26 protein-coding genes, 2 tRNA genes and 1 other RNA gene are annotated in these 24413 nt (G+C 56.2%); 8 read left to right on the forward strand and 21 right to left on the reverse strand.

The genetic code is table 11. The features are described from left to right. Positions 1 to 301: 301 nt before the first annotated feature. Together ACPT9Q_RS03370 and ACPT9Q_RS03375 are read left to right on the forward strand one after the other, a co-directional pair. Positions 302 to 892, forward strand: coding sequence for a hypothetical protein (locus tag ACPT9Q_RS03370; RefSeq protein ID WP_427366320.1), 591 nt, complete (start codon positions 302 to 304; stop codon positions 890 to 892). Positions 893 to 1094: 202 nt separating this feature from the next. Beyond that, positions 1095 to 1169: transfer RNA gene (locus tag ACPT9Q_RS03375), tRNA-Thr, on the forward strand. Positions 1170 to 1424: 255 nt separating this feature from the next. Here ACPT9Q_RS03375 and ACPT9Q_RS03380 read toward each other — a convergent pair. The 14 genes from ACPT9Q_RS03380 to ACPT9Q_RS03445 form a co-directional block, all read right to left on the reverse strand. Then, positions 1425 to 2444: a substrate-binding domain-containing protein gene (locus ACPT9Q_RS03380; protein WP_017873886.1), complete on the reverse strand. Its 1020-nt coding sequence runs from the start codon at positions 2442 to 2444 to the stop codon at positions 1425 to 1427. Positions 2445 to 2479: 35 nt separating this feature from the next. Beyond that, positions 2480 to 3352 (reverse strand): GH12 family glycosyl hydrolase domain-containing protein, encoded by an 873-nt coding sequence (locus tag ACPT9Q_RS03385; RefSeq protein WP_427366322.1) that lies wholly within the window; start codon positions 3350 to 3352, stop codon positions 2480 to 2482. Between the two features lie 54 nt (positions 3353 to 3406). Beyond that, a complete protein-coding gene (locus ACPT9Q_RS03390) occupies positions 3407 to 4666 on the reverse strand; it encodes an extracellular solute-binding protein (RefSeq protein ID WP_017873884.1) in 1260 nt (419 codons plus the stop codon). Positions 4667 to 4752: 86 nt separating this feature from the next. Further along, positions 4753 to 5628 carry a carbohydrate ABC transporter permease gene (locus tag ACPT9Q_RS03395; protein WP_427366324.1) on the reverse strand — a complete coding sequence of 292 codons (876 nt, stop codon included), beginning with the start codon at positions 5626 to 5628 and terminating at the stop codon, positions 4753 to 4755. Continuing rightward, positions 5625 to 6464 carry an ABC transporter permease subunit gene (locus ACPT9Q_RS03400; RefSeq protein WP_017873882.1) on the reverse strand — a complete coding sequence of 280 codons (840 nt, stop codon included), beginning with the start codon at positions 6462 to 6464 and terminating at the stop codon, positions 5625 to 5627. The genes ACPT9Q_RS03395 and ACPT9Q_RS03400 overlap by 4 nt, the downstream gene beginning before the upstream one ends. A 219-nt stretch (positions 6465 to 6683) precedes the next feature. Next, positions 6684 to 7607, reverse strand: a complete 924-nt coding sequence (locus tag ACPT9Q_RS03405) for a thiamine pyrophosphate-dependent enzyme (RefSeq protein ID WP_427366325.1) — start codon at positions 7605 to 7607, stop codon at positions 6684 to 6686. A gap of 13 nt (positions 7608 to 7620) precedes the next feature. After that, positions 7621 to 8802, reverse strand: coding sequence for a transketolase C-terminal domain-containing protein (locus tag ACPT9Q_RS03410; RefSeq protein ID WP_427366326.1), 1182 nt, complete (start codon positions 8800 to 8802; stop codon positions 7621 to 7623). A gap of 17 nt (positions 8803 to 8819) precedes the next feature. Further along, entirely contained in the window at positions 8820 to 9107 is a 288-nt protein-coding gene (locus tag ACPT9Q_RS03415; RefSeq protein ID WP_017872823.1) for a 4Fe-4S dicluster-binding protein, read from the reverse strand. Continuing rightward, positions 9104 to 9676, reverse strand: coding sequence for a 2-oxoacid:acceptor oxidoreductase family protein (locus ACPT9Q_RS03420; RefSeq protein WP_427366327.1), 573 nt, complete (start codon positions 9674 to 9676; stop codon positions 9104 to 9106). The genes ACPT9Q_RS03415 and ACPT9Q_RS03420 overlap by 4 nt, the downstream gene beginning before the upstream one ends. 2 nt (positions 9677 to 9678) lie before the next feature. Then, the gene (recR, locus tag ACPT9Q_RS03425; RefSeq protein ID WP_017872821.1) at positions 9679 to 10305 is read right to left on the reverse strand and encodes a recombination mediator RecR; all 627 of its coding nucleotides are present in this window, start codon (positions 10303 to 10305) and stop codon (positions 9679 to 9681) included. A 12-nt stretch (positions 10306 to 10317) separates the two neighbouring features. Further along, positions 10318 to 10587 carry a YbaB/EbfC family nucleoid-associated protein gene (locus ACPT9Q_RS03430; protein ID WP_017872820.1) on the reverse strand — a complete coding sequence of 90 codons (270 nt, stop codon included), beginning with the start codon at positions 10585 to 10587 and terminating at the stop codon, positions 10318 to 10320. Continuing rightward, entirely contained in the window at positions 10577 to 12172 is a 1596-nt protein-coding gene (gene dnaX / locus ACPT9Q_RS03435) for a DNA polymerase III subunit gamma/tau (protein WP_427366328.1), read from the reverse strand. The genes ACPT9Q_RS03430 and dnaX overlap by 11 nt, the downstream gene beginning before the upstream one ends. A 40-nt stretch (positions 12173 to 12212) precedes the next feature. Then, positions 12213 to 12477, reverse strand: an RNA gene (gene ffs, locus ACPT9Q_RS03440) — signal recognition particle sRNA large type. Positions 12478 to 12490: 13 nt separating this feature from the next. Continuing rightward, a tRNA-Ser gene (locus ACPT9Q_RS03445) sits at positions 12491 to 12585 on the reverse strand. Positions 12586 to 12781: 196 nt separating this feature from the next. Between ACPT9Q_RS03445 and ACPT9Q_RS03450 the strand changes: the two genes are divergently transcribed. The 5 genes from ACPT9Q_RS03450 to ACPT9Q_RS03470 are packed head-to-tail and all read left to right on the forward strand — an operon-like array spanning position 12782 to position 15894. Next, positions 12782 to 13030 carry a glutaredoxin domain-containing protein gene (locus ACPT9Q_RS03450; protein WP_017872817.1) on the forward strand — a complete coding sequence of 83 codons (249 nt, stop codon included), beginning with the start codon at positions 12782 to 12784 and terminating at the stop codon, positions 13028 to 13030. Further along, the gene (locus ACPT9Q_RS03455; protein WP_017872816.1) at positions 13027 to 13425 is read left to right on the forward strand and encodes a ferredoxin-thioredoxin reductase catalytic domain-containing protein; all 399 of its coding nucleotides are present in this window, start codon (positions 13027 to 13029) and stop codon (positions 13423 to 13425) included. The genes ACPT9Q_RS03450 and ACPT9Q_RS03455 overlap by 4 nt, the downstream gene beginning before the upstream one ends. 18 nt (positions 13426 to 13443) lie before the next feature. Beyond that, complete coding sequence (locus tag ACPT9Q_RS03460) at positions 13444 to 14286, forward strand: metal ABC transporter solute-binding protein, Zn/Mn family (protein ID WP_017872815.1); 843 nt, start codon at positions 13444 to 13446, stop codon at positions 14284 to 14286. A gap of 4 nt (positions 14287 to 14290) precedes the next feature. Next, positions 14291 to 15091 (forward strand): metal ABC transporter ATP-binding protein, encoded by an 801-nt coding sequence (locus ACPT9Q_RS03465; RefSeq protein WP_427366330.1) that lies wholly within the window; start codon positions 14291 to 14293, stop codon positions 15089 to 15091. Then, positions 15088 to 15894 (forward strand): iron chelate uptake ABC transporter family permease subunit, encoded by an 807-nt coding sequence (locus tag ACPT9Q_RS03470; RefSeq protein WP_017872813.1) that lies wholly within the window; start codon positions 15088 to 15090, stop codon positions 15892 to 15894. The genes ACPT9Q_RS03465 and ACPT9Q_RS03470 overlap by 4 nt, the downstream gene beginning before the upstream one ends. On the opposite strand, the gene ACPT9Q_RS03475 is transcribed toward ACPT9Q_RS03470, so the two are convergent. Then, positions 15863 to 16549 carry a GAF domain-containing protein gene (locus ACPT9Q_RS03475; RefSeq protein WP_427366332.1) on the reverse strand — a complete coding sequence of 229 codons (687 nt, stop codon included), beginning with the start codon at positions 16547 to 16549 and terminating at the stop codon, positions 15863 to 15865. The genes ACPT9Q_RS03470 and ACPT9Q_RS03475 overlap by 32 nt on opposite strands. 73 nt (positions 16550 to 16622) lie before the next feature. Here ACPT9Q_RS03475 and glmM point away from each other — a divergent pair, with 73 nt between their 5' ends. Continuing rightward, a complete protein-coding gene (gene glmM, locus ACPT9Q_RS03480) occupies positions 16623 to 17978 on the forward strand; it encodes a phosphoglucosamine mutase (RefSeq protein ID WP_017872811.1) in 1356 nt (451 codons plus the stop codon). Positions 17979 to 17987: 9 nt separating this feature from the next. Here the strand turns inward: glmM and ACPT9Q_RS03485 are convergent, their stop codons facing one another. The 6 genes from ACPT9Q_RS03485 to secF are packed head-to-tail and all read right to left on the reverse strand — an operon-like array spanning position 17988 to position 24401. Further along, positions 17988 to 18638 (reverse strand): MBL fold metallo-hydrolase, encoded by a 651-nt coding sequence (locus ACPT9Q_RS03485; protein ID WP_017872810.1) that lies wholly within the window; start codon positions 18636 to 18638, stop codon positions 17988 to 17990. Continuing rightward, entirely contained in the window at positions 18635 to 19093 is a 459-nt protein-coding gene (gene dtd / locus ACPT9Q_RS03490; protein WP_017872809.1) for a D-aminoacyl-tRNA deacylase, read from the reverse strand. Before dtd ends, ACPT9Q_RS03485 begins: the two co-directional genes overlap by 4 nt. Next, a complete protein-coding gene (locus ACPT9Q_RS03495; protein WP_427366708.1) occupies positions 19090 to 21246 on the reverse strand; it encodes a RelA/SpoT family protein in 2157 nt (718 codons plus the stop codon). The genes dtd and ACPT9Q_RS03495 overlap by 4 nt, the downstream gene beginning before the upstream one ends. Positions 21247 to 21289: 43 nt before the next feature. After that, positions 21290 to 21802 carry an adenine phosphoribosyltransferase gene (locus ACPT9Q_RS03500; protein ID WP_017872807.1) on the reverse strand — a complete coding sequence of 171 codons (513 nt, stop codon included), beginning with the start codon at positions 21800 to 21802 and terminating at the stop codon, positions 21290 to 21292. Positions 21803 to 21819: 17 nt separating this feature from the next. Then, positions 21820 to 23514, reverse strand: a complete 1695-nt coding sequence (gene recJ, locus ACPT9Q_RS03505; protein ID WP_017872806.1) for a single-stranded-DNA-specific exonuclease RecJ — start codon at positions 23512 to 23514, stop codon at positions 21820 to 21822. Positions 23515 to 23519: 5 nt separating this feature from the next. Further along, on the reverse strand, positions 23520 to 24401 hold the full coding sequence (gene secF / locus ACPT9Q_RS03510) for a protein translocase subunit SecF (protein WP_427366336.1): 882 nt from the start codon (positions 24399 to 24401) through the stop codon (positions 23520 to 23522). Between the last annotated feature and the right edge of the window lie 12 nt (positions 24402 to 24413).

The raw sequence follows: 24413 nt of genomic DNA on the forward strand, positions 1-24413 counted from the left end.
GGGAGCACAAAGGGAACAAGGATGCTTCAGGCATATTCTGGAGGTCCTCCGCCTTTTGAGCTTCCCAGAAGGAATGCCATTACCAAGCTCGCTCAAGTCCATGGACTCTCGAAGAAGGGAGAATCCTTGAAGTCCTCGACTTTGCTCAGTCCCTCCTCTTAGCCGTCACCTGCGAAAGATTGAATAGCCCGAAGCCTCCTTTCGGTGGAAGAAAAAGCAGAACCCCAGAAACCTCCAAAGCCCGGAAGGCAGGTCCAGGAGACCCAAAAAGGTTCGGAAGCCCCAGTGGACCTCAGAGCTTGTGGAGGGAATTCAAAGACTCCGGGAGGAATTCCCCTTCCTGGGGAAAGGGAAGCTCACCGTCCTCCTCAGGAGAGAGGGTTTCACTGCTTCTTCCTCCACCGTGGGGAGGATCCTCAGGTATCTCAAAACCCGGGGTCTTTTGAGAGAGGGAGAGAAACCGAGGAGGGTTTCTGCCACAAAAAGCCCACGGGGGAATCAAAGACCCCATGCTCAGAGAAAGCCCCAAGACTCCGAGGTGGTATCCCCCGGGATCTTGCCGCCATCGACACTCTGGACATCCGTCCCCTTCCTGGAAAGGTGTATAGGGAATTCCTGCCGGAGATCTCGTCTTGCGGTGGGCCTATTCCTCCCTCCATGCTCAAGCCACGAGAATCTTCCCAGGGTGTTCCTCGAGGAACTCCTCAGGAAGTGCCCCTTTCCAGTGCGGGCCATTCAAGTAGATGGAGGGAGCGAATTCTATGGGGAGTTTGAGGATCCTCGCAGGAATACGGTATCAAGCTCTTCGTCCTTCCTCCAAGGTCTCCAAAGCTCAATGGGATGGTGGAACGGCTCAACCGGACCTTCCGGGAGGGTTCTCCCCGCACTATGAGGACGAGGTGGACCTTGGAACACGAGGTTCCACCGCGAAAAGCGGACGGAAGAGGTGGAGAATAGGAAAAGACGAGACTCGAGCTTGGGGAGAGGAGCCCTGGGAGGAGCTGAGCAACACTGGACTTTCCGAGTGTCCCACATGATGTGGACCTATACAAGGCCTTGACTGCCAGAAGGTGCTTCGCTACAATATTTTCGGAGCCGGTGTAGCTCAATGGCAGAGCAGCGGAATCGTAATCCGCAGGTTGTCCGTTCAAGTCGGATCGCCGGCTCCAGAATCTTTTGAACTCCGCTTTCTACAGCGTTTTTTTCTCGTGTTCCTCCCTTTTTCCTGCTGGTCTTGACGGGGTTTTCCCCTGGACAGGTTCCGTAGTTCTGAGGCTCTATTTTATTTACCCCGCAGCGGATCTCTGGGTATGCAGGCCTCCCCACGGCGAAAGGCGGGCAGCGTCGTGAACCGGTTCGTGAAAACGTGAGCGGTATGAGGATTCAGGACCTGGCGATGGCAGAGGAACACCCCACCTACTCCGTTATGCTTCCCGGGAATACCCCCGAACAACAAACCCGGCATCCAGGAAAACTCCCGGAGCGTCCTGTCCGTCCTGGATAATGGAAATAAGCATTTTGGCAGCCTGGAAACCCTGTTCATAGGAGGGGTTGACGATAGCAGAAAGGAAGGGAAAGAGCTTCTGCGTGAGGGGGAGGTTATCCCCTGCAACGACCTCCACGTCTTTCCCCACCCGGAGCCCAAGGGACTCCAGGGCCCGAATAGCTCCGTAAGTCATCGGGTCACTGGCACAGATGAGTGCGGTCATCTCAGGGTGTGTCCGCTTCAAAAGAAGGCACTCCCTGTATCCCCCCTCGAAGGTGAAGTCCCCCTCCCGCACAAGTTCAGGACGAAACTCCACTCCCGCCTCTTTGAGGGCCTTCCGGTACCCTTGAACGTAGAGGTCCTCTTTCGGATAATTGAAAAAGCTCTTGGGCCTTGTGATGAGGCCAATCACCTGATGTCCCTGGGCAAGGAGAAACTGCGTGGCAAGATAGGCCCCAGGGAAGACGTTGATCTCCACAAAGTTCGTCTCCTGACGCTCCGAGTACATCCCCAGGGTCACATAGCGCAGGGACTTGGCGTCAAACTCCGCAATGATGGGGTCAATGCCCGCTGAAGGGTAGAGAATCACTCCATCGACGCTACGCTTTTTCAGAAGTCTCACGGCTTCCTGATGGGAATCTTTCTTGCTGAGCGGAACGGAAACAAGGAGATTGTACCCTTCCTGAGTTACTGCATCGTGCACTCCTCGAAGCTGCTCCATCATGTTGAGGTCGTGGAAGACAAAGTCGGACCCGTAAGGAACGACGAACCCGATGTTATTGGAACGTTTCTTCTTCAACGAGGAAGCCATGACGTTGGGATGGTAATCGAGCTTCCGGATGGCTTCCCAGACACGTTTCCGTGTCTCCTCTGCTACCAGATGGCTCTCGTTGAGGACTCGAGAAACGGTTTTTGGAGACACTCCTGCAAGTTTCGCCACGTCGTATAGCGTTGCCATGTTCCTCTCCCCTCTTTTTTCAGAGATTCCAAAGCTTACTGTGTCTCTACTCCCAGAATGTTTCTCTGGCCGCAGGAAATAACAAAAGATCGCACTTCCCAGTCAAGGTCATTGCGCCTGAGGTAATGTGGCGCACCAAATTCACTGCCAAGCTCAATGCTTGTGAAGTACAGGTCCGGCCAGTTGGACCTGCAAGAGTACCTCATAGCCTCCTGTATAAATGGTCCCCACCAGATTGTGGCTGTTCCATAAGGAGCAGGATCTTTGGGTACGAAGGCGAAATATTCCCAGCCCCCGTTCCCGCAGCGTTCTTCATACCACACATCGTACACCTTTCCACCAACCGTCGTTTGGCCAACCAGAGTCCCTGCCCCCCGCATATTCTGGTAATCAAGCCATATCATGATTTCGACTTCGTCACTCCGTACCGCCCGACCCCGCTCCGTGTCCCGAGTGAGCCAGGCCTCCAAACACAGATTATACGGGAGACGAGGGTCAAGCCTGCGGACCTCGTACTCCACCGTTACGGAAATATCACGGAGATCTCGAAGTTTCTGAGGGAGGGGTACAGGACCATCAAGTGCTGGCCCAAGCGTGTTCCAGACTTTTGCCCCGTACCAGATTTCCGGATACCCATTCACCCAACCGGAGGGCTGTTCCTGAACGATATCGGCAAGACGAATCGACACAGCAAGCGTCTTGTCATCCCAGACCATGGTCACCTGACCATCAGCAGAGTATACGTTCCAGAGGTTTCCCTCAAGGATCCATTCAATTTGACCATCGCCGTCCAGATCAAGGGGAGCCCAGGGATACCGGTGCTCCCCTGTAGCCGTGACCACCACCGAAGCCTCAGCGAAGATACAGAAGAAAAAGCACACGATGACAGCAATGCCGAACTTTCCCATTTTCCCAACTCTCAAGATAGAGGGGAGCGGATACCCGCTCCCCTACCCTGCCGATCACCGTTCCCTGGCAAGGGCTTCATTCACCTTTTCAGCGGCTTTGTCGAGGTAGAGTTTCACCGTCTCCTCGGAGTAATGACCACTGGCTACAGCAGTGAGGATATTCCGGAACTCTCGAACCACAGCATTCTCAATGTCTCCCCACACTGCAAGGGGCGGATAGGCCGTGGCGTACCCCAGGGTCTTTTTGAAAACCTGCCACACACCAGTGTCGTAGTAGGGATCCTCAAAGGCCTCGATCTTTGCCGGGAGCATATGGGAGAGGTTCTTGGTGTAGTCCACAAGGTTCTCCTTGCTGAGGAGGAACTTGATCCATTCCTTGGCCGCGTCTTTATTGGGGCTTCCCTTGAGGATGACGAGGTTGCTCCCTCCTGAGAAGGAAGCTCGCTTCACCGGACCGGCGGGAGGTTCCACCACGTCATAGGGGAGATCGGGGTTCTCCTGCTCGATGCCGGCAATATTCCAGGGACCCATAAAGCACATGGCCACGTTGCCGTTGATGAACGCGGCATCGGCCTGGGGCTGGTTGTACTCTGCACAGGCTTTGGCGGCAAGACCGTCGAGGATGAGGCTGGCATACCACTTCATGGCCGTAACTCCTGCTTCACCATTGAAAGCTGCCTGTTTGTTGTCGGGGGTAAGGAGATCCCCACCGTAAGCCCAGAGCACAATGGCCCAGTTGTGCAGGAGGTCCCAAGCGTTCGTTCCGGCAATGGCAATGGCCGAACCCTCGCCGAAGGTCTCCACGATCTTCTTCCCCACCACCTTAAGCTCGTCGTACGTCGCTGGAGGTTGCACCCCCGCCTTGGCGAACATGTCCCTGTTGTAGAAAAGACAGCGGGTTTCGGCAAACCAGGGTACACCGTAACTTTCACCTTTGTAGGTGGTAGAGATATAGTTGGCCTTCATGAAGGCATCGGCACCACCAAACTCAGCAAGGTCGAGTTTCTCAAGCCCTCCGGTGGCCGCAAACTGGGGGTTCCAGGTAGTGCCAACCTGGAAGACATCGGGTCCGGTCTGTGACGCCAGAGCAACGGAAATCTTCTGCCACGCCTCTCCCCAGCCGATGACCTCAAAGTTGACCTTATACCCGGTCTGGGCTTCGAACTCTTTAGCCTTTTCTTCCAGCCAGGGAATGTGTGTTTCATCTGGAGCATTAGGCATGAGCCAGAAGGTGATCGTACCCTTTCCCAGTGCTGTCACCGATGTCAATACCACCCAAAGAAAAACCACAACAAGCACCCACGACTTGCGCATTGCTCCCTCCTCCTTTCGTTTTTGTCGAGTCGTGGAGAGCATCCGAAGGTTTCCATCTCCTCAAGCCAACCCCGTTCTCACCCCCTTTATCCTTTGGTCGCTCCCGCCACAAGCCCTTCAATGATGTACCGCTGCATGAGGCTGAAGAGAACAAGCACAGGAATGGAAACGAGAATACAGGCGGCCATCATACCCGCCCAGCGGGCCTGCTGCGCCGTGATGTACTCAAGAAGCCCCAGTGCAACGGTTTTCGTCTCTCGGCCGGTTAAAACGGTGGCAAAAAGCACCTCGTTCCAGGCCATGATGAAAGAGTAAATACCCACGGCGGCAATACCGGGTTTTGCAAGGGGCAGGATAACCCGGAAAAGCGCCCCCGAAGGGGTACATCCATCAATCTGAGCCTGCTCGTCAATTTCCCGGGGGATGGAATCCAGGAAGTTCCGCAGCATGAGAATGGAGAAGGGTAGAGCAAAGGACGTGTAGGTGAAAATCATCCCCCAATAGGTGTTCTGCATGGGAAGCCCAAGGTAGTGCTTGATGAGGACGAACATCATGAAATACGGGATGAGGAAGGATATCCCGGGAAACATCTGCGTGGAGAGTACCGCAAGGGTGTACATCCTCTTCCAGGAGAAGGTGAAGCGCGAGAGCGCATAGGCGGCAAAGAGGCTGATGCCCACTGAAAACACCATGGTTCCCACGCTGATAATAATGCTGTTTCTGAAATAATCAAGCATCCGTACCGTCCGGTTCACCCGAAGGTAGTTCTCCCAGGTGAACTTCCGGGGAAACCAGCGGGGTGAGAGCTCTGGTTTCAGAACATCAGCTGATTGAATCTCGAGGGTGGTCTTGAAGGACCCTGAAACCATCCAGAGGTAAGGAATGAGAACGCCGGCAAGTACGAGGAAAACCGCCAGGCCAAAGAGGATTCTCCCCAGAAGAACCCGAAAAGTGAGTTTCACCACTCCTCGCCCCTTTTCCGGACCTGGAGAATGGCCACGGTCATCAAAAGCACCACCACCGTAAGGAACACGGACATCGCCGCACCCTGACCAAAATGGAAGTTGGTGAAGGCTTCCTGGAGGATGAAGGTCGAGGGTACATGAGCCTTCCCCGGATCGGCTCCAAGGAGGATGTAGAACTGGTTGAAGGCGTGGAAGTTCCAGATGGCCGAAAGCAGAAGCAGTGTGGCACTCACCGGACGAAGCATGGGAAAGGTCACAAAACGGAAAAGCCCAAAAGACGATGCACCATCGATTCTCGCTGCCTCGTAGAGTTCCTGAGGAATGCTCTGCAATCCCGCAAGGAGGACAAGACAGGCGAAAGGCCATCCCTTCCAGACACTTGCAATCATCACGGCGTAAATGGCCCGGTCCCCCACAAGCCAGATAATCGGCTCTTCGATAAGACCCAGAGCGAGAAGGTACTTGTTGACAATACCGATGCGAGCCTGGAAAATGAACCGCCAGACATTATAGGCGACAGAGTCCGGGGTAATATACGGCAGAAGAATGAGCCCCCGCACCAGCGTCCGGCCAAAGAATTTCCGATTGAGGAGCAACGCCACAAGAAGGCCAATGAAGTACCCTGCGGGGATGGTGACAAGGCCAAAGTACACGACATTCCAGATAGAGCGCAGGTACCGGACACCCACGTCGGTTGCAGGGGAGAACACCGTGAAGAAATTGCGCAACCCCACAAAGGGAGCCTGCATCCACCGGGTAATAGTATAGATATCAAGGTCGATGAAGGCAATGTAGGCACCCCAGAAAATAGGAATGACGTGGACAAAAAGCATGCATAGCAAAGCTGGAAGGATAAACCTGAAAGCTCTTCTTCCCTTTGCTCGTGACGACATTGGGCATCCCGCACCCCGTGATGTCATCGATGTCAGTGTATCATATACGGTATCCTCTGTCAAGTCCTTGTACGGGTTCATATCATGTGGGACACCGGAGGGATTCAGCGATTCTTCGGAAAACGCAAAAGGGGTGGGGACACCCCACCCCTTTTTGTCTCACGCCTCCCCACACTTTTTCAGGAGACGTTCCCACTCTTCATCGACGTAGCGCTGGAAAGCCTCAACGAGGTGACGGTTTCCCGGTGCCAGGAGATGACGGAACCTCCCCTGGGTTCTCAACCACTCTTCCACCGGCTTCTTCTCCTTGGGCTTATACGTGAGCCGGTACACCCCATTCTCCACTTCGTAGAGCGGCCAGATGCAGCAGTCCACCGCAAGCTGCATAATCTTCAGAGTCTCCGAAGGCTCATGGCGCCAGCCCCGGTTGCATGAAGCAAGGACGTTGATGAACGACGGTCCGTCGGTGTGGAACGCTTTCTCTGCCTTGGTGACAAGATCCCGCCAGTTCGAAGCCACAGACTGGGCAACATAGGGGATGCCGTGAGCGGCAACGATTTCGGTGAGGTTCTTCCGCCACTGGGTCTTCCCCGGAAGCACCCTCCCTACAGGGCTTGTGGTCGTCCAGGCCCCAAGGGGTGTGGCACTGGAGCGCTGAATACCCGTGTTCATGTAGGCTTCGTTGTTGTAGCAGACGTAGAGGAAACGGTGTCCCCGCTCTAAAGCTCCAGAAAGCGCCTGAAGCCCGATATCATAGGTCCCTCCGTCCCCTCCAAAGGCGACGAAGTAGATTTCCTCCTCAATCTCTCCTCTCCTGCGCCTGGCCCGGTACATGCTCTCAACACCGGCAATGGTGGCCGCAGCGTTCTCAAAGGCACTGTGAATCCAGGGAATGTTCCAGGCAGTGTAAGGGAAAATGGTCGTTGAAACTTCCAGGCACCCCGTGGCGTTCGCCGCCACCACCGGTTTATCCGCCGCCGCAAGGATGAGCCGCACTGCAATAGGTGCTCCACATCCTGCACAGAGCCGGTGCCCTGGGGTAAGCCGTTCCGGTCGCTTCGCCAGTTCCTTCAGGGTTGGCATGGTCGTCACCCCCCTACTCCCTCAAACCGAGATAGTCGATGTGTTTCTCCACCCGTCCCGCCCGAACGACTTCCTCAATGCGGGCAAAGGCTCTCTCGATGTCCTCAACGTAAATGTCCCGACCTCCAAGGCCGTAGTAGAAGTCGATGACCAGTGGTCGAGACGGAAGGTCGTAAAGAGCAGAACGGATTTCGGTGAACACCGGTCCACCAAAACCGCCAAAGACGACCGAACGATCTAGAACTGCAACGCCTTTTCGCGGTGCCAGGGCACGAATGACTTCGTCCTTGGGGAATGGCCGGAAACAGCGGATTTTCAAAAGCCCGACCTTCTTCCCCCGGTCCCGCAGGCGGTCCACTGCCTCTTTAGCGGTGCCGCAGGTTGAACCTAAAGCCACCACCGCGTACTCCGCATCCTCGAGTCTGTACTCCTCAAGAAGCCCATAGGGCCTTCCAGAGAGCTTCCCAAACTCCTTTCCGACCTCTTCGATGACCGGAAGACAGTTATCAATGGCCTCGATTTCGGAGCGTTTGTGCTCGAAGTAGTAATCGAAAAGGTCCAGAGGACCATAGGTGACCGGATTGCGAACGTCAAGGAGGGGGTACAGAGGCCTGTACGGTCCTACGAAGTTTTTCACTTCTTCATCGTCAAGTAACTCCACCCGCTCCACAGCGTGGCTGATGATGAACCCGTCCTGGGTGACCATCACCGGGAGCCGGACCCTCATGTCCTCTGCAATCCTCACTGCCTGAATCATGTTGTCGTACACTTCCTGGGCGTTTTCCGAAAATAGCTGGATCCACCCAGCATCCCGGGCCCCCATGGTATCGGAGTGATCGCAGTGGATGTTGATGTTCCCTGAAAGTGCCCGGTTCACCACCATCATGACGATGGGCAGGCGCATGCTTGCGGCGATGTAGAGCATCTCCCACATAAGGGCCAGCCCCTGAGAGGACGTCGCCGTCATCACCCGGCCACCGGCTGCCGCTGCACCGATGCAAGCACTCAGCGCACTGTGCTCGCTCTCTACCGTCACGAACTCGGTGTCCACAAGACCTTCGCTGACGAACTCGGCAAAGCGTTCCACACAGTCCGTTTGTGGGGTGATGGGATAGGCGGCAACGACATGGGGGTTAATCTGGCGCATGGCGTGAGCCGCCGCGGCATTCCCATTCAAGCCAAGGACCTTGCTCACTGAACCTCCCTCGCTTTCTATCGTTCCGGAATCATGGTGATCGCCTGCTTGGGGCAAACACTCGCACAGATGCCACAGCCTTTGCAGTGGTCGTAATCAAAGCCTTCCATCGTCCCCCGGTCGGCATCAACAATCACCGAAGCATCGGGGCAGTATGCCCAGCAGAAGAAACAGTTGATGCATTTTGCCTTGTCCACCTGGGGCTTCTCGGTCCTCCAGTCACCGGTTTTGTAGGTTCGAGCGTTCCCCGCTTCAAGGATCACACCACCCGGGGGGAGTTCCTTCCAGCTCTTGAGCCTGCTCATCCTATCTGCGCCTCCTCATACGCTCTTCGTAAACAGGCGAGGTTTTTCTCCACTATCTCTGCCCGGAGTTTCTCTCCAAACTGCGCTTTCACGGCCTCAAGGACGTTCTCGAGTTTCACTTCTGGCAAAACCCGGCAGAGTGCCCCAAGAATGGGAGTGTTCACCACCACCCGCCCGAGGATTTCCCGAGAAATCCGGGAAGCGTCCACCACCACAACCGTTCCGGAAGCAAAATGGAGGAGATTCCGCAAGTCTCCCGGAGTCCCAGGGAAATTGGCCACCACCGTTCCGTTTTCGGCAAGGCCCTCAAGGACGTCCACCGCCCCAAGAAGCGTTGGATCCACCACCACGACCATTTCAGGACTCGTCACTCCCGAGTGAATGCGAATCGGGGTACTGCTCACCCGGTTGTACGCCTTCACCGGAGCACCCATCCGTTCAGGACCGTACTCGGGGAAAGCCTGGAAGTACTTTCCCTCTCGCAACAGGGCATCGGCAAGGATACGAGAGGCAGTAACAACTCCCTGCCCTCCCCGGCCATGCCATCGAATTTCCAGGGGTTTTTCCAAGGTTACAAGGCCTCCTTTCCTGGAGCTACACGGATTTCTCGTCTCCCTTCAAGCGCCTGTGCCAGCGTCACCTCATCGGCAAACTCAAGGTCTCCACCCGAGGGCAATCCCCGGGCAATCAGGGTTACCTTCACTGGAAAAGCACCGAGTTTTTGAGCCAGAAAGAGCGCCGTGGCCTCCCCGTCGACTGATGGGTTCAGTGCCAGAATCACCTCCTCGATGTGCTCCCTTTGGATTCGCTCAAAGAGCTGAGGAATACGGATGTCCTCAGGGCCAATACCGGAAAGGGGCGAGAGGACCCCCTGCAGAACGTGGTATTTCCCCCGGAATCCTGCCCGCTCCAGGGCAAAAACGTCCTGGGGCCGCTCCACAACACAGAGGGTGTGGGCATCCCGGGAAGCATCCTGGCAGATCCGGCAAAGGTCTTCCTCGCTGAAGAAACCACATCGCTTGCAGAAGCGGATTTTCCTCTGCATATCCTCAAGAGCTCGAAGGAGCTCCTCAAGCTCCCCCGAAGGGGACTTCACGAGGTAGAAAGCGAGGCGCTGAGCAGTTTTCGGTCCGATTCCGGGCAATCGGGAAAGCGCACGAATGACCCGGTCCAGTGATTCAGGATAGGCGTCCTGCACCCCTTCCACCTTCTATAAACCCGGAATGCTGAGGCCACCAGTGATTTTGGCCAGTTCTTCCTGGGCAAGCTCCCGAGACCGTTTCAGCGCCTCATTCACGGCAACAAGAATCAGGTCCTGGAGCATTTCGACGTCTTTCTCCTCAAGAAGTTCAGGGTCAATGGCGATGCCCAAGATTTCCTGTTGACCGTTGCAGGTGACCCTGACCATTCCCCCACCGCTTGTGGCTTCCACCGTTTTCTGCCGGAGGTCTTCCTGCATCTTGGCAATTTTAGCCTGCATCTTCTGGGCTTCCTTCATCAGATTTTTCCAGTTCTGCATCTTCCCACCTGCCCTTCGGCTGCTCACTCGGGACGTAGTGCACTACGGTTCCCGAGAAGAGGTTCAGGATTTCCGGAAGGGGGGAATTCCCCTCCCGCAATCGTTCCCGCACTGGCTCCGCTCTCCTGGGAGCCTCAGAAACCACAGTCCCCCAAGTCTCCGTTGTTTTCCCTCCCTGGAGCACACACTCAATCCGGCATTTCTCCCCGCGTACACGCAAAAGCGCCTTCTCAAGGATTTCCAGATTCTCCCGGCGCTCTACGCTTTCTTTATGGAACTGACAATCCGGCCCGAAGGCAATCACAAGACGCGAGGGCTCCTCGAAGTGAACCTCGGCAAGCTGCAGGAAGGCGTAGAGCGAAATTTTCGAGCGCTTGACCTCCTGAAGCACTTCTTGCCAGACATCCCTCCGGGAAGGAGCAGCCCCAGACGCCTCTGGTTTTTCTTCCTCTCCTTTTTGCCCCAGACATTCTATTATATCGAGAAGAGCAACCTCAAGCAAAACGCGAGCATGGGGGAGACGGCGCAGATCCCCCTCAAGAACACGCAACCGGTTGAGGACGGTTCCGAACACCTGGGGGTCAAAAGGCTCGGCCAGCGCCTTCAGGTCATCCCAGCGGGATTGGGAAATCCCAAAAAGAGGGTGGTACGTTGAGGAGGCCACCACGAAAAGGTCCCGGAAGTACTGTACAAGACTCGCCACAATATCTTCCGGGCCAAGACCACGGGAAAGCCACTCCTCCAGGGTCACGAGAGCTTTCCCCAGGTCTTTCTTGCACAAAAGGGTGAAGAAGGCGTCGAGATCCCTTGTCTCCACATCCCGGAGCACCTTGACCGCAAGGGAGAGGGGAATCACCTTCTCGCCAAAGGCGAGAAGCTGCTCCAGGAGGCTTTCCGCATCCCGGAGAGACCCCTCCGCTTTTCGGGCGATGAGGTGGAGCACATCCTCCTCGATTGAGACCTCCTCCGAAGCGGCGATTCTTCGAAGCTGCTCCACAATGACCTCATGGGGAATGGGGTTGAAGAAAAGACGCACGCACCTTGAGAGGATGGTTTCTGGAAGTCGCTTTGGGTCCGTGGTGGCAAGGATGAACACAACGTGTCCCGGTGGCTCCTCAAGAGTCTTCAGAAGGGCGTTGAAGGCTTCCGGGGTGAGCATGTGCACTTCGTCAATGATGTAGACCTTGAAACGGGACTCAAGCGGAACATACTTGACGTTTTCCCTAAGCTCCCGAATTTCATCAATCCCACGATGCGAGGCAGCGTCAATCTCCACAACGTCCAGAGCCCGACCCTGACGGATAGCAAGACACGAGTTACAGACCCCACAGGGAGCTGGTGTCACCCCCTCGTGGCAGTTCAGCGCCATAGCGAGCACTCGAGCGGTGGTAGTTTTCCCCACACCCCGGGGACCGGAAAAAAGGAAGGCATGAGGGATACGCTGAGATTTCAGGGCATTCAGGAGGACCTGGATGACGGTGTCCTGTCCGGCAATGTCTTCAAAACGGCATGGTCTCCACTTCCGGTACAGCGCAAGGTACGACAATGTTCCACCTCTTTGAGGACAACCACAAAATTGCCTCTAATCGTGCACCGTCACTCGATCGCTCCCTCCCAGGCCGTGTCAGGGCCGGTGGCTCCGGCCAGGCACCCCTGCGGCACCCGAAGAGCCTCGCGTACCGTTGCTCCCTTCCGGGCCTGGCGGGGTTGGCGAGGATTCGTCGCGCAGGACCCAGCCCTCAACACCCCGTTTCCCCAACCGGGGCTGAAAGGAAGGACCTCATGCCGGAATTCAGCCCTGCTGTAGCGGATTGCAGGTACAGGGCACCGCTAACTCCCCGCCTAGCACGATTAGAGGCAAATCTGGCGGAGAGGGTGGGATTCGAACCCACGAGGCAGGCTCAACCCCTGCCTACCCGCTCTCCAGGCGGGCGCCTTCGTCCACTCAGCCACCTCTCCGTTTTCGTCTCCAGAGACATTATAGAAGATGCCCTCCTGGTTTTACAAGTTCCCGATGTTTCTTCCAACAGATCTCACCCGTCGGGAGTTGCCCTGCCTGGCTCTGCGGATTTTCCAGGTGACACAATGAATAAATTCTACTTCCCAGGGTTTAGAAATATAACCAAAAAGAAAGCCAAGAAGAAGGAGTGAGATCATGAAACCCGTCATGCTCTATGCCCTGAGTACCTGCCCATTCTGCAAAATGGCCAAGCGCTTTTTCGAGAATCAGAACATCCCGTATAATTTCGTCGATGTGGACCTTCTTCCCGAAGAAGAAAAGGAGAAGACTGTCGCCGAAGTTCAGCGCATTTCCGGACGGCGGGCTTTTCCGGTGATCGTGATCGGCGAAGAGGTCATCGTGGGATACGACGAACTCCGTATCAGGGAGGCTTTGGAAAAATGACGTCCGAGCGTATGCTCTGTCCCGTATGCCAGGTGACCTTTCTCCTCAAGGAGGAAAGGGTTCCGGGAAAACGGGTGGTCTGTCCCGTGTGCGGTGCGGTGCTCACGCTTACGGAGGAGAACGGCTTCTGGGTCCTCAGGCGACCCAAGGACATGAGTCCCGAAGAGGAAATTCGTGCCCGGGTGGAGAACTTCGCGCAACTTCGGGGATACCATTTCAACGAGATGAAGGAACCCCTTATCGAAGCATTGCTGAAAAAATACGAGCGCTACGGAGACTTCTACTGTCCCTGCAAAATCGACAACATCCCCGAGAACGTCTGCCCCTGCCTTGAAACCCGGCAGGGGAGCGTGGAGCGTAACGGTCGCTGCCACTGTGGCCTCTTCTGGAAATGAGAGGGGAGGAACGCAGCTGTGAGGGTACTCGGCATTGCGACGCTTTTGGTGTTGCTTGGAGGTTCTGCTCTGGCACTCACCGTTGGGGTATCCATTCCTCCGCTCTGTGACCTTGTGACCCAGGTGGGTCAGGATCGCGTCACCGTCGTACAGCTTATCCCAAACGGTGCCAACCCTCATGTCTATGAGCCCACTCCTTCCGACGTCACGAAAGCTGCCCAGGCCGATGCCTTCTTCCTTGTAGGCCTTGGGTTTGATGCTTTCCTCGAGAAGGTCATCCGGGCTGCCGGGAAAGAGGAGGCACCGGTGTTCTACCTTTCTTCTCATCTTGAGCTCCTCGAGGAGCATCCCGGTGAGGCCAACCCCCATATCTGGCTCTCCCTGAAAAACGCCAGAATCATCGTCCGGGATATCGCCCGGGCCCTGGCTTCCCTTGACCCTGAGGGCAAAAGCTTCTACCTTGAGAACGCACGGAGATACACGGAAATCCTTGAGGAACTCGATGCCTGGTTCGAGAAGGAAGTTGCTACCTTTTCCTCGCGGGCTTTTGTGGCCACTCATGCTTCGCTGAGTTACCTTGCCCGGGACTACGGCCTTGAGGAAGTTGCGGTCCTTGAGAAAGCTCCAGGATACGAACCCTCTCCAAAAGAACTGGCAGAGCTTGTGACGCTCATGAAGGAAAAGGGGGTCAGGGTGATCGTTGTAGAACCCCAGTTCAGCGTGAAAGCCGCCCGGGTTCTTGCCGAAGAAACGGGAAGCACCCTGGTGTGGTTCGACCCCCTGGGGAAATTCCCAGACCTTCCCTACCACAGGCTTATGCGGCAGAACCTCGAAACCCTTGCAGAGGCTCTGAAGGGATAAGGCCATGACCCGGCCGGTCATTGAGGTTGAACACCTGTACTTTGCCTATGAAGACGTTCCAGTTCTTGAAGACGTTTCTCTTACCATCTGGGAGGAAGAGTTTGTGGCCCTCATCGGACCCAATGGCGCCGGAAAAACCACTCTCCTCAAAATCCTCCTGGGACTTCTGCCCGTAAGAAGAGGAAAGGTGCGAGTCTTTGGAAGGCCCCCCAGAGATCTCGGACCACTTCGCCATCGGATCGGGTATGTACCGCAGCTCTCGCACTTTGATCCCCATTTCCCCATCACGCTCAGAGAATTCGTTCTCACAGGAAGGTATGGACTTATTGGGGTGGGGAAAAGGCCCGGAAGGTCGGACTGGGAGGCTGTCGAGAAAGCCCTGGAAGCCGTACACCTCCTCCACCTCAAGGACCGGCTTTTTGGAACACTCTCTGGGGGGGAGAGACAGCGGGCGCTCATTGCCCGGGCGCTGAGCGTGCACCCAAAGCTCCTCCTCTGCGATGAACCCACAACAGCCGTCGACCCCAAAAATCACGAGAGCTTCTACGAGCTTCTCCTGCGGTTGAAAAGGGAAGGGGTAACGATTCTTGTCATCTCCCACGACGTGGGAGTCGTTGCCCAGTATGCGGACAGTATTGCCTGCCTGAACCGCACCATTTTCTGCCACCGAAGACCCGAAGAAGTCATTTCCGGGGAAATGCTTGAGGCACTGTACGGGAAAGAGGCGGCATTCTTCCACCATGGAGACATTCCCCACATTGTGGTGCGGAGAGAGAAGAACGAAGGGGGTTCGGTGGCTCCATGAGCGTTTTCAGCCTTACCTTCATGCAACGGGCCGTGCTTGCAGGATGCATCGTTGGGGCACTCTGTGCCCTTATCGGCGTTTTTGTGGTCCTCAAGCGGCTCTCCTTCATGGGGGCCGGGATTTCCCACGCTGCCTTCGGAGGCGTGGCTTTAGGGTATGTTCTTGGTATTCATCCCGTGATGTCGAGTTTCGTCTTCTGTCTCCTCGTGAGCCTTGGCATCGCTGCCCTGGCGAAACACCGCCGTCTCAAGGAGGATACGCTCGTGGGTATCGCCTTTGCCAGCACCATGGCCCTGGGAGCCTTTCTCATCGGGGTAGCAAAAATCCGCAACGTCGACCTCTTTGGGTATCTCTTCGGGAATATCCTCGCCATCACCCGGGAAGACCTCCTCTTCACCCTGGTCCTCGGCGGGGTGCTGCTCTTTCTCCTTTTCTTCTTCTACAAGGAATTCGTGATAATCACCCTGGACCCGGAAGGGGGGAAAGCAAGTGGCATTCCCGTGGAGGCATTCTCGTATCTCCTTGTGGCACTGGTGGCCTCAGTAGTCGTTGTGGCCACAAGGGTTGTGGGGATTGTGCTCGCCTCGGCACTCCTTGTTCTCCCTGCGGCCACCGCCCTCCAGAGGGCACGGACCATTCCTCAGGCCATGCTGTTTGCCCTCATTGATGGAGTAGCCATATCTCTTGCAGGGCTTTTCCTGGCGTACCTCCTCGACGCTCCTGCCGGGGCAACCATTGTGCTCCTTGGAACAGGAGTGTTTTTGGGGGTTTTCATTTTTTCTTCATCTCCCAGGCGAGGATAATGGCTTCAGCCACTTCCTTCATGCTCTTCCCCTTGTTCATGCTGTAGCGCTGAATGCGGCGGTAGGCTTCCTCCTCTGTGAGGCCGTACTCCTGCATGAGGATACCCTTGGCCCGCTCGATTCTCTTCCGGGCTTCAAGCTCTTCTTTGACAAGCTCACTCTCCATGATGAGGCGGTGGTTCTCAATGACGATAGCCGCCTGGTTCGCTATGGCCGTGAGGAGTTTAATCTCGTCCTCTGTGAAATCCCGGGGTTCTGAGGTGTAGAGGTTCAACACTCCGATGACCTTTCCCCGAACGATAAGGGGCAAGCTCACAAGAGAAGCCAGACCCTCTTTTTCGGCGATGTCTTTATTGACGTAACGGGGGTCTTTTTTGACGTCGTGGACGATGATAGGCCGCCCCTCAAGCGCTGCAAGCCCAGCAATCCCCTCTCCAAGACGGAGAGGGGGTTTCCTGTTGTATGCCTCACTCACCGACTGCGTGGCCTTCACCTCAAGGAGCTTCTTCTTCTCGTCAAGGAGCATCAGGGAACAGATACTGGAACCCATGACCTGGGCAGTGATGGTAACGATGAGGCGCAGAATATCCTCAAAGTACATGTCCGAGGTGATGAGCTCGCTGATTCTCGCCAGTGCCTCAATTTTTTCCTTCATAGACTCACCTGGTATAATGAAGTGGGATTTGCCATTTATTGTACCATGCTCTTCAGCGAGCGAGGTGGAAACCATGCCCAGACTTTTTGGAACCTTCGGCATACGGCGAGTGGCCAACGAAGTCCTGACCCCTGAGATGGCGACGAAACTTGCCCTGAGTTTTGCCACGCTCATCGGCGGAGAAAGCGTCGTCGTGGGCCGGGATGCCCGAAAGACAAGCGAAATGCTCTACAACGCCGTTGTTGCCGGGCTTTGCTCTGCGGGGTGCCAGGTGGTGGAACTCGGGGTGACGGCCACCCCTGCTCTTCAATGGGCCTGCCGGCAGTGGCAGATGTGGGGAGCCATGGTCACCGCGAGCCACAACCCCCCGGAGTGGAACGGCATCAAGTTCATGGAAAAAAGCGGAAAGGGACTCGATCGGGAAAAAGAAGTGGAAGTGGAGCGGATATTCTTCGGCGAGACCTTCCGCCGGGCATCGTGGTTTGAAATCCGCCAGGAAACTGTGAAGCGTGATATCCGCTGGGACTACATCGCCGCCATCATGTCCCGGGTGGACGTTGCAGCAATCCGCAGGAGGAACTTCCGGGTGGCTCTGGACTGTGCCAACGGTGCCCCTTCCCTTATTACCCCTTACCTCCTTTCAGAGATGGGGTGTCGTGTCGTCACACTCAACGCTCACCCTGACGGGAACTTTCCCGGGAGAAACCCTGAGCCCACGCCGGAGAACCTCAGAGACCTCGTCACCCTCATCCGCCACGGTGACTTCGACCTTGGTTTTGCCCAGGACGGCGATGGGGATCGCCTCATCGTCATCACGGAGAAAGGGGAATTTGTGCCGGGGGACCTCAGCGTGAGTCTTGTGGCAAAAGAACTGGCTCAAAGACCTATCCCCGGTCCCATCGTGACCACCGTAGCCACCACTCACATCCTCCAGGAGATTGCGAAAGCCACAAATCGCGAGGTCATCACCACTGCGGTGGGAGATCTTGTGGTGGCAAAGGCTCTCCAGGAAAAGGGAGGAATTTTTGGCTGTGAGGAGAACGGGGGAATGATTTTCCCGGATTTTGTCTGGGGACGGGATGGCGCGATGGCCGCCGCCTTCATCCTCCATATCCTGGCAAACTCCGGGAAACCCTTAAGCGAACTCCTCCAGGAACTCCCTCCGTACTACCAGGTGAAGAAGAAGGTCACCATTGATCCTGAAAAGCGCGACGCAGTGCTCGCTGCAGTGGACGAGGCCACGAAAAAGGAAAAAAACCGCATAACTATCGACGGTTTTAAAGTGGTTTTCGACGACGGCAGCTGGGTGCTCGTGCGACCCTCCGGGACCGAGCCCCTCATCCGGGTCTTTGCCGAAGCAAAAGACCGGGAACGAGCCGAAGCACTCGTTGCCGAATACCTTGCCCTGATTGAAAAAGCTCAGAAGTGAGGTTGTACCTCACCTTTGAGCCACATACATGAGGTAGTAGGCGTTGGTTCTGCGTTCTGTTCCGATGTCCGTCAAGGGTCCGTGTCCGGGAAATACCTGGACGTCGTCGGAGAAACGCTCAAAAACCTTCCCCAGACTCTCCACCAGGTCCCGGAACGACCCCCCGGGAAGGTCGGTTCGCCCCACCGATCCAAAAAAGAGCGTATCCCCGCTGAAGAGCCACCGTTTTCCAGGAAAAAAAAGACACACACTCCCCGGGGTGTGCCCGGGGGTTTGCAGCACCTCAACGTCCTCACCTCCCAGGGTGATCCACGTATCTTCCCCCTGGAAGGTGAGATCCGGAAGGGGAGAAACGAAAGCCTGAGAGAATTCCTGAGAGAGGTTAAGGTCAGGACGCACAAGGTACAGAAAGTCTGCATCGTGGATGGCAAGAAGTGCCCCGGGGAAGACCCTTTTGAAAAAGGCGTTGCCACCAATATGGTCAATATGGCCGTGGGTGTTCACGATGTAGCGGACCGTAAGGTTCCGGTCCTCAATCCACTGCCGAAGCTCTTCAGAACCCAGCGCAGGATCAAGGATCAGCGCTTCCTGTCCGTTGTGGATGACGTAGCAGTTCGTCACGAGATTCCCAAGGACGAACCGTTCGACAAAAAGGCTCATGTTCTCCTCCTTTTTTCTTTACTCTCAAGGAGTATCGTGACCGGACCGTCGTTTCGGAGTTCGACCTCCATGAATGCCCCGAAAACCCCGCTCTCAACCCGAACACCCGTCCCCCGCAAACGACGCAGGAATTCCTCGTAGTACTGTCGTGCCATCTCCGGAGGAGCTGCCTCATCGAAACTTGGTCGAAGACCCCGGCGACAATCCCCGTAGAGGGTGAACTGAGGAACACAGAGCACCGCCCCCTGAATATCCTGGACGTTGAGGTTCATCTTCCCCTGAGGATCCTCAAAGACCCGAAGGCGAGGAACCTTCCACACCATGAACTCCAGGTCTTGCTCTGTGTCGTCCTTCCCGACTCCAAGGAATACGAGAAGCCCCCGCTCAATGGCACCCACGATCTTTCCGTCAACCCTGACTGAAGCGCTCCGCACTCGCTGGACAACGGCCCTCATCGGGGGGAAAACACTCCTCCTCTCTTCACACTCTGCACATTGGCAACCTTGCGGATTTCCTTGAAAACCTCTTCGAGTTCCTCGCGGTTTTTCACCTCCACCACAAGGTGAATGCGAGCCTCATCCGCCACAGTGTGTGCCCGAACGGCTTTGATTTCCACCTGGCAGTTCGAGATGGCCCCCGAGACATCCGCCAGAAGTTTCGGCCGGTCAAGAGCCTCAACGACAATCCCGGTGTGGAACCGGCCCTCGATGCCCTCCACCCACTCAGCGCTGAGGAAACGATTCGCGTCCTGGACCAAAGCAGCAAGATTCGAACAGTCGCGCCGGTGCACCGTGATGCCCTTTCCCTGGGTGACAAAGGCCACGATGTCATCCCCAGGAACGGGGGCACAGCACCGCGCCAGGCGCACCACGAGATTCGACTCTCCCTGGACGATGACGCTCTCCTCCTCCCGGAAAGGACGAGCAATCCCGGTCTTCTTCTTCTCCTGGAAACGGCGGCGAATGGCGTAGGGGATGATCTTGTTCACCACGTACCGGGCGCTGTAACGTCCTTCCCCGATGGCCACGTACAGGTCCTCGACGTCTTTGAGGCGTTCCCGCTCTAAAAAAGCATTGAGGTTCTCGGTAACCTTGGAGTTCTCCTCGGGCGTCAGGGAGTACTTTTCCATCTCGCGGACGAAGAGCTCCCGACCTTTCTCCCGGTTCATCTCCTGGTTCTTCTTGCGGAGGAACGCCCGGATCTTGCTTCGAGCCGCAGGCGTTTTCGCAATCTTCAGCCAGTCGGCACTGGGCCCCGAAGAAGAACGGGAGGTGATGATTTCCACGATGTCCCCGCTCTTCAGCTCGTAATCCAGGGGGACCATCTTCTTGTTGACCCGTGCCCCCACGCAGGTGTTGCCCACTTCGGTATGGATGAGGTAGGCAAAATCGATGGGCGTGGACCCCCGGGGGAGTTTCTTGAGGTCACCCTTTGGAGTAAAAACGTAAACCTCATCGTCGAAGAGGCTGATTTTCAGGCTCTCCATGAACTCCCGGGTGCTCTTTAAATCCTGCTGCCACTCGAGAATCTGCCGGAGCCAGGCCATCCGCTCGTCAAAGCCGTCGTCTGCCCCCTGGGTTTTCCCCTCCTTGTACTTCCAGTGCGCCGCGATGCCGTATTCCGCAACCTGGTGCATGTCCCAGGTACGAATCTGCACCTCCATGGGGAGACCTTTGGGGCCGATAACGGTGGTGTGGAGGGACTGGTACATATTGGACTTCGGGACAGCAATATAGTCTTTGAAGCGGCCCTCGATGGGATTCCAGAGAGAATGAACAATGCCCAGTACAGCATAACACTCCTCCACGGTCCGCACGATCACCCGCAGGGCGATGAGGTCCGGAAGGTCCTCGAGGTTCAGATTCTGGCGACGGAGCTTGTTGTAGATACTGTAGATGTGCTTGAAGCGGCTCTGGATTTCTCCCTCAATGCCCGCGCGCCTGAGACGCTCGGCAATCTGCCTTTTCGCCTCTTCAATCTGCGCCTCTCGCTCCGCTTTCAGCCGCTCCACCCCACGCTGAATGGCGCAATACGCCTCCGGGTCAAGGAAAAAGAGGGAGAGATTCTCGAGCTCTACCTGCATGGCGTACATGCCGAGACGATGCGCTATAGGAGCAAAGATTTCGAGGGTCTCCCGGGCAATTTCCTCCTTTTTCTGCCGGTTCTGGTACTTGAGGGTTCGCATATTGTGGAGGCGGTCAGCAAGCTTAATAATGATGACCCGCACGTCCTCGGCCATGGCCACAAAGAGGCGCCGGTAATTCTCCACCTGGGTCTCTTCTTTCGAGGTGTACGAAAACCCCACGTTGAGCTTGGTGACTCCCTGGACAAGGCGCGTGACTTCATCGCCAAACTCCCTCTGTAGGGCTTCCTCCGTAACATTGCTATCCTCGAGGACATCGTGGAGCAGGGCCGCCGCGATGGTCACCTCATCCATCCGAAGATCCGCCACAATGTGCGCCACCGCGAGGGGATGGACGAAAAAGGGCTCGCCTGAAAGTCGTACCTGACCCTCGTGGGCTTTAGAGGCAAAGTGGTATGCCCGTTCTACAAGGTCACGGTCGAACTCAGGATGGTACGAGACAATCCGCTCAAAGAGCGTTGCCAGGCTCTCTTTCTCCTCTACCCCACCTGCGCCATCGTCCTCACCTCTACAGCCGTACCAGGGAAACCACGGGGTACTGCTTCAGTCGTTCCCTCCCACGCAGGGACTCAAGCTCTATAACAAAACCAATTCCCACGATATTTCCCCCAAGTTCTTCCACCATCTCACACACCGCTTTTGTGGTTCCCCCTGTAGCCAGAAGGTCGTCAACCACAACCACCCGCTGCCCTGCCTCGATAGCGTCCCGGTGGATTTCGAGCGTTGCCGAACCGTACTCAAGCTCATAGGTTTTGGAGAGCGTTGCCGCAGGGAGCTTTCCTTTTTTTCGTACCGGCACAAAACCGCATCCCAGAATGTAGGCCACCGGTGCCCCGATGATGAAACCCCGAGCCTCAATTCCGACCACAAGATCCGGGTTCGCGGTCCGCAGGGCCTCTGCCAGGCGGTCGATAGCCTCGCGGAAGGCCTCTCTGTTCTTCAGGAGAGTTGTGATATCCTTGAATTGAATCCCGCGAGTGGGAAAATCAGGGATGTTCCGGATGTACTGAGCAAGATCCACAGCACCAGTCAACCTCCTCACTTTTTGATTCGCCAGTCCTGCACCTTAAGATACGGAGAACGCAGGGCGTTCACGTCAACCTCAAAAGCAAGATCCACGAGTGAACTCTCGAAGAGCTCTCCCGCCCGTTCTTTTCCCCCAAAGACCACGGCCTCTTGCCACTCTTTTCCCTGCCGAACGAGGAAACGAAAGTGGTTGCCGCCCTTCCCCCACGCCCAGCGCTCAGCAAGCATCACATTGAGCGTGGCGAAAAGCGGGCTGGGGTTCTTCTCGCCGAAGGGCTTGAGCTTCTCCCAGAGTTCGAGAAACCTCCCGTCGATATCGGCAAGCCCTACCACTGCATCAACCACAAGGCCCCGGGAGAGCCTGAGGGACCGGACCCTCTCCCCAAAGCGCCTGTTGGCCTCTTTGCGAAAGCGGGGGATGTTTTCCTTGGGAATTTTTAACCCTGCAGCCATCTCATGGCCCCCATAGCGCAGAAAAAGCGGCGCACAGGACTCCAGAATCTCAAGAAGACTCAAGCCCTCCACACCCCGTCCTGAACCAACCGCCACATCCCCATGCACCCCGCAAACGAAAACCGGTCGCATGAAACGATCGCTCAGGCGGGAGGCCACAATTCCTAAAACGCCGATGTTCCAGTTCTCCCCAGAGAGAACGATAACCTCGTCCTCCAGACACTCGAGTTTCGTTTCGTCCTGGAAAATCTCCTCAAGAATTCGGTCCTCGTCCCTCTGGCGCCTCATGTTCAAGCGGTTCAGACACTGGGCGTACTCCAGGGCTCTCTCATAGTCATCGCAGAGCAAAAGCTCAAGCGCCACTTTCGGGTGCTCCACCCTTCCCGCGGCGTTGATGCGTGGAGCGAGGAAGAAACTCACCACTTCGGTGTCCACACTACGCCCTCCAAGACCTGCGGCTTCAAGCAGAGCCTGTACAGCCACGGAGGGACGGCGGTTCATAAGGTCCAGTCCGTACCTGGCAATGGCCCGGTTCTCCAAAAGTAAAGGCACAACATCGGCCACCGTCCCAAGGCAGGCAAGGTCAAGAAAGCCCTCCAGAGGATCCCGGGAAAAACCCAGGAAAGCGGCGAGTGCCCGGACAAAAACGAGGGCAAGACCAGCTCCCGAGAGAAAAGAAAGGGGTTTCTGTGTCCCAAGGTCAAAGGTGCTCACAACGGCATCGGCCTCGGGAAGGGACGAGGGCTCCGGAAGGTGGTGGTCGAGAATAACCACCCGTACACCGTGTTTTCTGAGCATGTTCACGCTGTTTCTGTCGCGAATCCCGCAATCCACTGTCACCACAAGGTGGGGTTTTCGGGCGAGAACCTGAAGCGCTGCTTTTTCCGTGAGCCCATAGCCTTCAACAAAGCGGCTGGGGATGTAGACCTCGATGTTTTCGGAGAACTCCGAGAGAAAACGGACCAGGATGGCTGAAGCGGTGAGCCCATCAACGTCGTAATCCCCAAAGACCAGAATGCGCCAGCCGTCCTTCAGTGCTCGCTCAAGAAGTGCAAGGGCTTGAGCCATCCCAGGGAGCCTCTCAAGCTCCTCGAGCAATTTCAGAGAGGGGGAGAGGAAATCCCTCCCAGCCTCAGGAGTGGTGATCCCCCGGTTGAGGAGAACGCGAGCAAAAACAGGAGGAAGCTCCAGGTTGTCAACGAGGCGCTGGAGATATGCCTCATTGACCTTTCGAATCTGCCAGCGCTTCCCCAAATACCCTACCTCCGACGAGGGCTTCGTTTCTCCCAGTCGACCCACAGAGCACTCACCACGAAAATCGAGGAATACGTTCCTACTGCAAGGCCTGCAAGAATCGCCAGCGCGAAATCCTGGAGCATCTTCCCACCAAGGAAAAAGAGGGAGAACACGGGCAAAGCTGTGGTTAAAGCGGTGTTGATTGTTCGGGATAAGACCTCATTGATGCTCCGGTTGACGACTTCTTCGAGCTCCTCACTTCTTTTCCTCCCCGCAAGGTTCTCCCGAACCCGGTCCATAACGACGATAGAGTCGTTGATAGAGTACCCCAGGATGGTCAAAATGGCAGCCAGAATGGGAATGGTGAACTCCCGCTGCAGGAGCGATATCATCCCCAAAACGGTGAGCCCATCATGGGCTAAAGCGAGGATAGAGGTGACGGCCGGACGGAACTCAAACCGAAAGGCCACGTACGCCAGAATCCCTCCAACAGCCACAAGGAGGGCAATGATACCCATTCGCCGCAGATCCGCCCCTACTGCCGGACCGACGTCCTCAATCCGCAGAAGCTCTGCCGAACCAAACTGCTCCTTAAGGAGTGCGCTCAGGCGACTCTGGTCCTCCTGGGAGAGCTTGGTCGTCCGGATAACCACTTCGTTTGGAGAAAACCTCTGGATTACACTCTTTGCAAGGCCAAAAGTTCCCAGGACGTTTCGGAGTTCTTCTGTGGTAACTTCCCGACCAAAGCGGAACTGCAAAAGTGTCCCCCCGGCGAAGTCCACGCCGTAGTTCAACCCACGAAAAAATATGCTCCCCAGAGAAATGGCAACAAGCACCAGGGAGAGAACATACGCGATCCTTCGAACCCCCATAAAGTTGATATGCGTAGCGCGAATGAATTCCACCGGTGATCCTCC

Origin of the sequence: Candidatus Caldatribacterium saccharofermentans, assembly GCF_050267035.1 — a bacterium.
Lineage (GTDB): Bacteria > Atribacterota > Atribacteria > Atribacterales > Caldatribacteriaceae > Caldatribacterium > Caldatribacterium saccharofermentans.